4 protein-coding genes and 3 pseudogenes are annotated in these 11,990 nt (G+C 37.3%); 5 read left to right on the forward strand and 2 right to left on the reverse strand.

Features of this window, described 5'->3' with window-relative positions; genetic code table 11:
* Positions 1-351: 351 nt before the first annotated feature.
* Positions 352-1,744: pseudogene (locus AC3WLU_RS21895) on the reverse strand (IS4 family transposase).
* 188 nt (positions 1,745-1,932) lie between these two features.
* On the opposite strand from AC3WLU_RS21895, the gene AC3WLU_RS21900 reads away from it, so the two are divergent.
* The 3 genes and pseudogenes from AC3WLU_RS21900 (at position 1,933) to AC3WLU_RS21910 (ending at position 9,206) form a co-directional block, all read left to right on the forward strand.
* On the forward strand, positions 1,933-4,392 hold the full coding sequence (locus AC3WLU_RS21900) for a SpoIID/LytB domain-containing protein (protein WP_176548682.1): 2,460 nt from the start codon (positions 1,933-1,935) through the stop codon (positions 4,390-4,392).
* A gap of 1,351 nt (positions 4,393-5,743) precedes the next feature.
* Positions 5,744-7,552, forward strand: coding sequence for an amidohydrolase (locus AC3WLU_RS21905; protein WP_492597923.1), 1,809 nt, complete (start codon positions 5,744-5,746; stop codon positions 7,550-7,552).
* Between the two features lie 480 nt (positions 7,553-8,032).
* Positions 8,033-9,206, forward strand: a pseudogene (locus tag AC3WLU_RS21910) (IS110 family RNA-guided transposase).
* 249 nt (positions 9,207-9,455) lie between these two features.
* On the opposite strand, the gene AC3WLU_RS21915 reads toward AC3WLU_RS21910, so the two are convergent.
* Positions 9,456-9,806: a winged helix-turn-helix transcriptional regulator gene (locus AC3WLU_RS21915; RefSeq protein WP_063576571.1), complete on the reverse strand. Its 351-nt coding sequence runs from the start codon at positions 9,804-9,806 to the stop codon at positions 9,456-9,458.
* Between the two features lie 147 nt (positions 9,807-9,953).
* Between AC3WLU_RS21915 and AC3WLU_RS21920 the strand changes: the two genes are divergently transcribed.
* The gene (locus AC3WLU_RS21920) at positions 9,954-10,538 is read left to right on the forward strand and encodes an NAD(P)H-dependent oxidoreductase (RefSeq protein WP_063576570.1); all 585 of its coding nucleotides are present in this window, start codon (positions 9,954-9,956) and stop codon (positions 10,536-10,538) included.
* Between the two features lie 85 nt (positions 10,539-10,623).
* Positions 10,624-11,990 (forward strand): annotated as a pseudogene (locus tag AC3WLU_RS21925) (IS3 family transposase); the annotation flags it as partial.

Here is an 11,990-nt window from a genome sequence, read left to right on the forward strand (position 1 = left end):
TCTACCATGTGTGCTTCCCGTAAGGGAGCGACAGTCAGTGGTGCACCTTGGTCGTTGGAGTCAGACTAACGGATGGGCTCTAACGCACCATAGTTCATCGACCTTCCTCTCCCAGCCGTAGAATCAGTATTGACCGTTCTGAACCATTTTCATTCTCTGTGGTGAAGCGCTGACTTTTGCGCTTCATGGATGGCTAACGGTGCAGGATAGTTCAACAAGGGGTCCTACCACATCGCCATCAAGCTAAGCCTGCCAAGAATTAATTTGAAAGTGCGTTCTCTTTATTTTGCTACAGTAATACTAAAATTGTGCATGACAAAAAAACCTATTAAATAGGTTTTTTAAAAAGTATTAGGCAACTTTGAGTTTTTGTGACATCGAATAATCATAGACAACACCTAAGATATCAAAGACCGTTTTCTTGTTATAACGATGACATTTCGGTCCGTTTTTCTCCAAAAGGTAAAACAGACGGAGAAAAGTCTTTGATAGTTCTTGTGTGTCCTTTTGTAATCCTTGATAAAACAATAAATAATAGTCTTTTATCATATAGATAGATTTTAGATTTATATTCACTTAACTCCTTCTTTTTCATATCTAAAAGTAACTGACGTATTTTAAACATGGTAGAGGAACAGAGTAAAATGCTAATCAGTTGCCCATACAAGTGACACTCTAAGCGTTCCCTCTTGATCTCTTTGCACTTGTCAATTTGAAAGAAAGATTTCCAGGTCTTAAATAGAATTTCAATCTGCCAACGTAACGAATACAGGTCATGGATATGTTCCGTTGGAACTTCTTCTAAAGAAAGATTTGTAATATATACGTTCATTCCACTTAATCGTTTGCTTCGGTCTTTATAGGTAATACCCTCAGTTAGTCGATGAATAATCACTCGGGCTGGTAGTTTTTGATACAATCCAATGTATGCTTCTGAAATTTCGAGTGTTTGACCAGGTTGTAATTGATTCATAAGCTCTTCCGTGTCTAACTGAATAAAGAGAGTACCTTTCTTCACAGTCCCATTTCGAAAAAACTCTGGTTTATCGGTCTTACGATAGATACGAGAATTTAACTTCAAACGTGAGACATAGTAAGCACCTTCATCATTCATTTTCTGTAAGTCATGTAAGTCGAAATACCCTAAATCCCTTATGTATAAGTCTTTCGGTTGAATGATTTGTAGACTCGTTGAACCGAAGGTTTTGTCATTTTCTCTCCCTTCTCCTACATAAACGTGAAGGAACTTCCCACTCAATAAGTCATATTCAAGTTGGATTTTAACACCTGCGGTATGGCTGCTTCCGCCAGAACCTTGATAATGTGAGGCAAACTTATCTGGAAGTTGAAATGTTGTAGAATCTAGGATCCGAATACGTTTAAAAGTCGTGGAGTATGGGTGAAGTAGTATTTCTTGTGTTGAATGAATTCTTTGAGTGAGAAGATTAGCTAGAACTTGTTGAAGAAACTGTACGGCTGAACCATTAAATCGTTGATTAAGCCCTTCGAGGCTCATGAGGACACCTGTAGATGCCTCGAGATGGCTACACAATTGTGTGAGTGGCGTACTCGCGTCCTGTTGACTAAGCCATACACATAAAGCAATTAATTCTTGTGTTTGATATTTACTTTTACGTTGAACAAAACCAACTTCTTTAGCTAATTGTTGTAGAGAAGACGGAGATAAGTAGTTTTGAAGTACTTGAGAAAAGAGATTCATTTCGTCTGAAACAGAAAAACTCATAGAAAACGCCATCCTTCCTGTATATTTCTACAAAAAGAATAGCGTTTTTTTCGTGATGATGATACAAATTCACCTTAGCTTAATGGCCATGTGAGGACCCCTAAAATAGTAAAATATCGACTAATGTATCATTATGGATGGTATACTATTTTTTAAATATATTTCCAAATTATGAGGAGGTTATTCAATTGAAAAAGGTACGGAATGGAATATGGATGTTTGTTACACTCGTTCTCATGCTATCTTTACTTCCAGAAATGCCTGTTAAGGCGGCAGCCGATCCGATCATTAAGGTTAAATTAAAAGGCTATCTTGGTAATAAATCCGAGATTACCGTCGAACCGGAAGTCACGTACACTACGAATCTAGCAAATGTAAAACTAGAATCGAACAAGAAGTATACGTTGAGGGTCAGTGGTACGGACATTGTTGTTCTGACAGATTCAAAAGTAATAGGCAAAGCTTCTGAGATTGAAGTGCAACCTGAAACAGGGAACGGTCCACTTTCGATTAATGGGCGTACATACTTAGGTAGTTTACGTTTTATTATGGAAGATGGGAAATTCATCCGTCCATATAACTCAATTGGTCTTGAAGATTATTTAAAAGGGGTTGTTCCAGCTGAAATGCCGGCTTTATGGAATCAGGAAGCCTTAAAGGCACAGGCTGTTGCAGCAAGAACCTATGCGATGAGCTACATCAATAGAACGCCCGATGACACAATGAGTTACCAGGTATATGGTGGCTACACTTGGCACGAAAACTCAACAAAAGCTGTTAAAGCAACAGAAGGTCAGGTCATCGGTTATGGTGAAAAACTACATATAGGTTCAGATGCTCTTTTTTCCTCTAGCAATGGAGGGAAAACCGAGTCCAACAATAATGTCTGGGTTGGTACAGAGCTACCATATTTAATGGTCAAAGACGATCCATATGATCCGCAAACTGTGTGGAGTTTTAGTGTAAAAAAGCAACAAATAGACCTTACAAATTTAGATTTGACAAAAGCAGATACATGGTGGGCTAATACCAAGGAAGCTGAACAAACACCAGTAATTTCTAATATAAGAGCTTGGCTACAGAAAAATGGATATACCGGCAAAGACATTAAAATAACGGCTGTCCCTCATCTTTCCCTTCACGCACTAACAAGTGGCGGCAGGGTGAGTAAGGGAAGTATTACGATTGAATTTATGGTGAAAGAAAAGGAGAAAGCGCTACAGCAAAGTGTAATATTAGAAGATGTAACGGCTTCAAAAATTAGAGACATTATCGGTCTGAGCTTCATGAAAAGCTTTTTAGTAGATAAAGTGGATACTGCAAGGGATGTAATTAACGTTTCAGGCAAGGGCTACGGCCATGGTGTCGGACTAAGTCAGTATGGCGCGAAAAAGGCTGGCGAACAGGGACATACGTATCGCGAGATTCTTGCTTTCTATTATGAAGGGACAAGCTTAAAACAAGCTTATGAGCCAGAACCTGAGGAAGTAGAACCAGTAAAGCCGGAACCGGCACCTGTCATTCCAACGCCAATCCCAACACCAGTTCCAGACCCTGCACCTAAAGATGAAACAGCACCAACGATTAAAGATATAAAAACGTATTACGATACTAAAACTAAACAAGTCAAACTAACCTTTGATACAAATGAAAAAGCGAAGGTGACAGTGGAAGTTAAGGATGAAAAAGAGCATGTCGTCGCTACTCTTGTCAAAGGGGACGAAAAACTGTCAGGATCGCAATTAGCCATTTGGGATGCATCAGAAGTAAGTAACGGTTCATACACCTTTGAAGTTAGAGTGATTGATAGTAGTAATAATGCAAGTTCAGCATCTGTTCCATTTTCATTAACAAAGCCTGACACAACGGCTCCAGTTATTAAAAATACAAATACCTCATATGACTCAAAAACGAATAAAGTTTTCCTGAAGTATGAGATCAATGAAAAATCAAAGGTTACCGTTCAAGTAAAAGACGCAAAAGGCAAAATCTTAGCTACCCCAATCAATAATACAGAGAAAAATGCCGGTGTCCAATGGACATCGTGGGATGTATCGAAGGTTTCGAACGGTAAGTACTCATTTGAAATTGCAACAATCGACAGTAATCAAAATAAAAGCTCGGCAACGGTTCCATTTACATTAACAAAACCCGATACAACGGCACCTTCCATTAAAAATATAAAAACCTCATATAATTCAACAACAAATAATGTTGCTTTGAAGTATGAGATTAATGAAAAGGCGAAGGTAACCGTTCAAGTAAAAGATGCAAAAGGCAAAACCGTGGCGACACTGACCAGTAACGCTACAAAAAATGCCGGTGTCCAAAGTGCATTATGGAATGTATCAAAGATATCGGACGGTAAGTATACGTTTACCATTACAGCGATTGATCCAAGCAAGAACAAACGTACAACGACGACTTCCTACACATTAAATAAACCGGCAGCGAAGAATATGACTGGTAAGGTCAATGCTACGAAGTTGAATGTCCGTTCCAAACCAACCACATCAGGGAAAGTTCTTGGCTCTTTGAAGAAAAACCAAATCGTTACCGTAATTAATAAGAGCAGCTCTTGGTACAAAATTCAGTATGGTAATGGAACAGGCTATGTGTACGCAAAATACCTAACGAACGTCCGATAACGAAATCAATCAGTGAAAAGCCCTAATCAAATTTATAGAGCACTGAAAAAGACCATGATTTTTTAAAAGTCATGGTCTTTTTCTATAAATTTCATTTCCGATAGTAAATTCAGTCTGAAACAGCCCCTTATTGGGGTCCCCACAGCATCGCCATTAAGATAAAAAATAAAACACCCCAAAACAAAAAAAGAGCTACTTTTTCTGTAAAATCAATAGAACAAAGAATTTTTTCGTTATGGGGATACATATTTATCTTAGCTTGATGGGCATGGGGTCCTACCAGCAAAACGCGGAAAACAAACGTTAAGGAAAATTTGTCTATAAATCTATACCAAAAACGGTTCTCGAACAACTATTTTGGTTATTTGTTTTTGGTTTTTCTTTTGGTCATAGAAAATTCTCAAAAACAAGGGTTTATGGTAGTGGTACCGTCAGGAAAATATCCTTTGCGTATGTTTTCAGCGAAATGTTGGTGGTACGCCAAGATGAAGAAATCACTGAAGGAATGGTGCAAATTTCTATGTTGAATTGCATAAATTATGAAGTTCTGAATTAAATATATCTCCATTTTTGGAAAAGATTGTTTTCGTCTGAAATGTTATTTTGAGAGAAACTATTAATGATTATATTATTATTTCTATTACTCGCAATTGGTATAAAATTTGCACTTAACCTAAATGTCAGGAATTGCTCTTAAATAATCCTTGATAATTCTCTAATTTAATTATTGAGAGGAGGAATTAATATGAATTCACAACAAAAAAGCTGATGTTTATTTTTCAAGTCTGCTTTTACAGGTCTTATTGATCAGCTTAACCTGCTTTATTCACGATAAACATGAGGAAATGTCCCGATTATCAATCAGTTGGTATGGGACAGCGAGGGGAAAAAGAAGTTTTTCAGTTAGATCTAAGAAAATGGACGTGCACTATGTTTTTGGAACATGAGCGTAAATGACATGGAGTAACATGATGACGCTCTCACTTTTCAAATGTTAGCTTCAAAACTGATCATGCACTATTAAGACAAAATAACAAAAATCTTTTGATGGTGAAAGATTTGTCTAAAAGAATTGTCATCATAAGAGATAAAAAGTGAAGGATGAACTGGTTATTGGAAGCGTTTTCCAAGAACTGAGATAGGACTCTATCTGAATGATAAAATAATTTTTTCTTTCATTTTCTATTCTACTAATCTGATAAATGAAAGATATTTATCTAAAAGGAGATAGTTATATAGTTGATTGAAAAAATCAGTACCAATACTTGTTTTCTTTTTCATACGATACAAATTCTTGGCACATAGTTAGAGCTATAGTGAATGCACATAATTAAATTAGGATGTGAATACTATGAACAGTATCATACGTAATTCCAAACTTACATTTTTGATTACAATTCTTTTGCCTGTGTTGATAGTTTTAAATGCCTGTACAAATCAAACAGACGTAACTGAGGAAAAAGATAAAGAAATAGTTAGTGAGGCGTCTAAGGAAAAGGCGACACTTGTACTTAAAAACGGTATTATACATACCGTGGATGAAGCTAAACCTACAGCTGAAGCGATAGCATCCAAAGATGGTGAAATCATCTTTATTGGAAGTATCAAAGATGTGGAAAAATATGTTGGGGACGACACACAGGTCATTGACCTAAAAGGTAAGATGGTTTCCCCTGGCTTTATGGATGGTCATATTCATCCTCCTGGCCTATGGATCTCTAAGCTATTTGCAGTAGATCTTTCAAAACTAAAAAGTCATAAAGAATATATTCAAGCTGTCGCTAAATTTAGAAAGAACAACCCTGATGCCAAAATCATTACAGGTACAGGATGGCTAAATGGACAGTATGAACAACCAGATGGTACAAACCCAGGCCCAAAGAAAGAGGATTTGGATGTTGTTGTTTCCGATATTCCAGTAATCCTTAATTCTATCGATGGCCATTCTGTATGGGTAAATTCCAAGGCACTTGAGATGGCAGGTATAACCAAAGATACTAAGGATTCAGAGGTTCCAAAAGGTGGCATGATTGAACGTAACCCAGACGGATCTCCCCGAGGAGTATTACGTGAAGGGGCAACGGATCTGCTCGCTGGTGTACGGAGTTTGTTTGAGATTAGTGAGGAGCAGTATAGAGAGGCTTTCTTAGCAATTCAGGAAGAAATGCATAGTTTCGGTATCACTGGTATCATGAACATGTCCGGTAGCGAAATGAGTTTGAAAGTAATGAATCAGTTAGAAAAAGAAGGTAAATTGACTTTGCGAGTTGCGACTGCAATTACCTTCGATCCAGGGACCCAGCCAGATAAAGCTGTAAAAACGATAGTAGATGCTCGTCAAAAGTACAACTCCGATTGGCTGAAAATCAATACCGTAAAACTGTTTGCCGATGGTGTAACCGAAGGTAAGACTGCACTATTCGTTGATCCATATACAAAGAATGCTGGTATGGGACATAACCACCATGGTGAAGCGAATTGGGAGGCTAAAGAATTTAATCATATGGTTTCCGCATTGGACAAAGAAGATATACAGGTGCATTTTCACGCTATCGGTGATGGAGCTGTGAAAATGAGTCTCAATTCCATCGAGAAGGCTATTAAAGCTAACGGTAAACGTGATTCCCGTCATACAATTACTCATATTTCATCTATCCAAGATAGTGACATAACCCGTATGGCCGAAATGGAAGTCATTGCAAGCATGCAACCCTTCTGGTTTTATAAGGATCAATACTATGAGTTGGAAAAGTCAATGATAGGTGAAAAGCGTGCACTGGCAATGTACCCAACCCGAAAGATGTGGGATTCCGGGGTAACTATTGCTAGTAGTAGTGACTATTCTCCAACTCCTGATTACCGTCCACTTAACGCTATAGAAACTGGAGTCACTAGAAATAGTCCATATCCAAAAGAACAGGATTCCGATTTAGTTCGTAATTCTTCTCAGGCTCTCACTGTTGAGGAAATGGTTCATTCTTTTACAAAAAATGTGGCTTACCAGATCTTCCGTAATGACCTAGGTAGTCTTAAGGTTGGCAATAAGGCTGATTTTGTAGTTCTTGAAAAGAATATTACCAAAATTGATCTAAAAGACATCTCTGAAACTCCAGTGGTCTACACTATTGTTGACGGAAAGATTGTTTACAAAGGAAAATAAAAACCAATCTTAAAATATATTGATTGTATATTTCCCAAAACTCGTCGAAACATTTAATGAGACATTTAAGCATCAGAATACACCTGAAAATATGAATGCCTATTTGGAAAGGGCATTTAACTTAAAACAATTAGAAAAAGATTTACGCACCTTTTAGTAAATAAGTTCAGCCAGATATTTTTGGTTTTGTTATTGATGTGAAGTTGTGAAACCTTTCACTTAAACTAACGGGTGCGTTCGTATTATAAGGTTAGCCAGTTTTTACTGGTTGACCTTTTTTTAATAGAATCTATTATATCAGTAGCCAGGGTAGGACGTACGGGTGCGTGGGACTTGATCCCGTGAACTAAACTGTCCGGCCCCCTACTTGTAGAAACATGTTTGAGGCTGGTTGGGACGCAGATCTCGAATAACAAGCGAAGCTATGTCACTACATGGAGGACTAGGGGTACTGGTTAGTAAGTAGAGGAGGAAAAAACAATGAATCCAGTTGTTGGTCTGAATGTGGCAAAAGGAGAGAGCCAAGTTCAGGCATTTTTAGATCAATCTAAACCGTATGGGAAGAGCTTTTCAATGAAGCATATCAAAGAGGAGTTAGATCATTTTTTAGAATTTCTAAAAGAAATTGAAGAGGTGACAGGGCAAATGCCTATGGTCATTTTAGAATCTACAGGGCATGACCATTCTCCTGTTATTCAATACCTGGAGGAACAAGGGATTCCATATATCTTACTAAATCCGATTATTTCTAATCAGGCAATGAAGTCCAGCTTACGGAAGGTGAAAACGGACGCTATCGATGCGTACCAGTTGTGTGTGCTGTATTACAAAGAGGATTTAGAACCACATAAAATTAGAGGAATTCAGCTATTAGACCTTCGGAATTTGTCCAGATTAACAGGAAATCGTAACGAATATGTATGTGGAAGCTAAACTTCAGTTTCACACCATTTTAGATCAAGTGTTTCCTGAATACCGGAAGGTTTTTGGTGATCTATATTCAAGGGTTTCTTTATTGATATTAAAGGAATATCCCACTTCAGAGGCGGTATTAACAGCCGGGGAAAGTAAACTAGCAGAGAGTGTTATAGAGTTCTGTCCTAGCCGATCGGGTCAATGGGCATGGGAAAAAGCAAAAAAAATAATGGACTCCGCGTCTCGAAATCCATTTCAAATAAACGTGTATCAAAGTCACGTAATCAATCTTTGTATGTATATTGAGTTGCTTTTTCATTACCAGGGACACCTCTCTGAGTTGGAAGATCGTATAGTGACCCTGGCAAATGAACTGGAAGAATATAAGATCATCCAATCGATTCTCGGTATAGGAGAAAAAATCGCAGCCACGATTATCTCTGAAATTGGTGAAATCGATCGGTTTAATCACCCGAAAAAACTAGTTGCCTTTGCTGGAGTAGATCCAAGTGTTCACTCATCAGGTAAGTTTACGGCAACCATTAATCGTATTACGAAAAGAGGTTCGAGCAGACTACGTCATTCTCTGTATCTTGCCGTACTATGTGGCTGTTCAAGGAACAAAAAGCTTAAAGTCTTCTATGATAAGAAAAAATCAGAAGGAAAACCTGCCAAAGTGTCAATCGTTGCATACGCTCTTCTATTAAAGAGAAAAGAAATGTACCTAGATTTAGCCTGATTAACGGTTTTGTGAAACAGAGAAACATCCTTCCAAAAGGGGGTTGGAGGGTTATTTGTCATGGCCAAAAATAGTATATCATAAGGGAAATGAAAATTTTAGAGAAAGATATTGACATCCTATTAGCTGGTTAGCTGAAGATCGGAGCTGTCTTTAAGACAGCTTCTTATGGAACTATCGGGGCAGGTTAGTTTAGGATAAACCAAGCAAACATAATTAAAAAGAAAAAGCTAAAGACCAGTATAGGCTTTAGCTTTTTCTTAATTCTTTATATTTTTTCCCCCACTCGCCCATACTATCTAGTATAGGAATAAAACTTTTCCCTAAAGATGTTAGCGAATATTCTACCTTTGGAGGAACTTCTTTATATACTTCTCGGTGAACCATTTGGTCTTCTTCTAATTCTCTCAACTGACGTGTTAGTATTCCTTTTGAAATGTCAGGTAATAACCTTTGAAGTTCATTAAATCTTCTTGTCTGTCTGCTTAAATGCCATAAGATGATGATTTTCCATTTTCCTGCAATTATGTCTTGAGTTTCTGTAACTGGACAGACCTCTATTTGGTCTTCAGGAGGTTCACCGAACCTACTTCGTGCCATAATGAATACCTCTCTTTCTTATAGGTACTATTTTTGTGACTATGTTATAAAAAAGTGACTACTTTTAAAAAGACATCTAATACTATAATATTAGATTAAGGTTAGTAATCCAATAAAAAGATATTAAAGACCTGGAGGTTATTTTAAATGAAACATCTTGTTGTTTATGCACATCCATACGCTGACAGCTTAAATCACTCTATTATGGAAACAACAGTCAATGCATTAAAGAAAAATGGTCACGAAGTTATTGTCCGTGATTTATATGCACTTGATTTTCAACCTGTACTGAAACCAGAAGATACAGCAGCTATGAAAGCAGGAAAAACTCCTGATGATATTAAAACGGAACAAGAATTTATTGCTGAAGCAGACGTAATAACCTTTATTTACCCAATTTGGTGGACAGGTCTTCCAGCTATTCTTAAAGGATATGTAGACCGAGTATTTGCATTTGGGTTTGCTTATTCTGCTGGACCAGAAGGTGTAATCAAGTTATTAGAAGGTAAAAAAGGTTTTATCATCAATACACATGGTACTCCTAATGAGGTTTACGATGAAATCGGTATGACAGCAGGTTTGAAAGTCACTTCCGACATTGGAATATGGGATTTTACTGGAATTGAACCTATGGGCCATTTGCTATTCGGAAGTATTGGATACCTTGATGAAGAAGCATATAAAGGTATGTTAAAGAAAGTTGAAGATACAATTAATTCCGATTTCTCATAAACACATACAAAAATAATAAAAGACTACTCATATGAACTGCACCCCAATTGTTAGACACCATCTAACAATTGGAGGTGCTTTTTTTATGACAAAATATTCATTAGAGTTGAAATTAAAAGCTGTCCTTGTTTATTTAGAAGGAAAGGACTCATTTAGAACTGTAGCCAATCAATTTAATATCAGTTTGACTCCTTTAAAGCAATGGGTGGCGCATTATAAAGAACATGGGATAGATGGGCTAATGTCTACCTATACAAATTATGATATTAGCTTTAAGATGGATGTACTAAACTATATGAACGATTTTGGAGTGTCTAGTACCCATGCAGCTGCTGTGTATAACATTGCTTCTCCTTCTACCATTACTAATTGGCTAAAGCAATTGGAGGAGTACGGAGTTGACGCTCTTGAAACGAAGAAAAAGGGGCGTCCATCCATGAAAAAAGAAACGAAGAAAAAACCAGTAGAAGGGTCATTAGAGGCATTACAGGCTGAAAATGAAAGATTACGTGCAGAGAATGCATATTTAAAAAAGTTGAGAGCCTTAGTTCAAGAAAGCGAAGCGTCCGAACGCAAAAAGCAAAAGTAGTACATGAACTAAGGGGAGATTTTAATTTAAAGCTACTTCTGTCCGTCGCAAATCTCGCAAGGAGTACCTTTTTTTTTTGGATAAACGCCTTCGGGCGTTAGGATAAATACGAAGAAATAAAGCCAGTTATCCAGGAGATATTTCAGACGAATAAAGGGAGATATGGGTATCGACGCATTACATTGGAATTACGTAATAGAGGGATTTCATTGAACCATAAAACGGTCCTTCGATTGATGAAGGAGTTGGGACTAAAGTGTCTGGTCCGTATGAAGAAATACCGTTCATACAAAGGCAAGATTGGAAAGGTTGCGCCTAATATCCTCAATCGTAATTTTAAGGCAACAAAGCCAAATCAAAAATGGGTTACGGACGTAACTGAATTTCATTTACACGGTGAGAAGTTGTATTTATCGCCCATTCTAGACTTATTTAATAGAGAGATCATTGCTTACAATATCGAATCACGTCCTGTTTATCCCTTAGTCTCCAAGATGCTAGACCAAGCCTTTATGCGATTGGAATTGAAAGATTCCCCCGTTCTCCATTCAGATCAGGGCTGGCATTACCAGATGAAACAATACTCACATGATTTGAAAAGACATAATATTATACAAAGCATGTCCCGTAAAGGAAATTGTTTAGACAATGCCGTCATAGAAAACTTCTTTGGCTTACTGAAATCGGAATTACTTTATTTACAGAAGTTCGACAGCATGGAGCATTTCAAAAAAGAACTGGAAGACTATATCCATTATTACAATCACCGACGAATCAAAGTAAAACTAAAACATACTAAGGTTAGTAGTGCGGACCAAGGCATTGGTCCACACTACTATTTTTTATATAGTAGAAATGAAGAA

It is taken from the genome of Peribacillus sp. FW305-BF15, assembly GCF_058783805.1.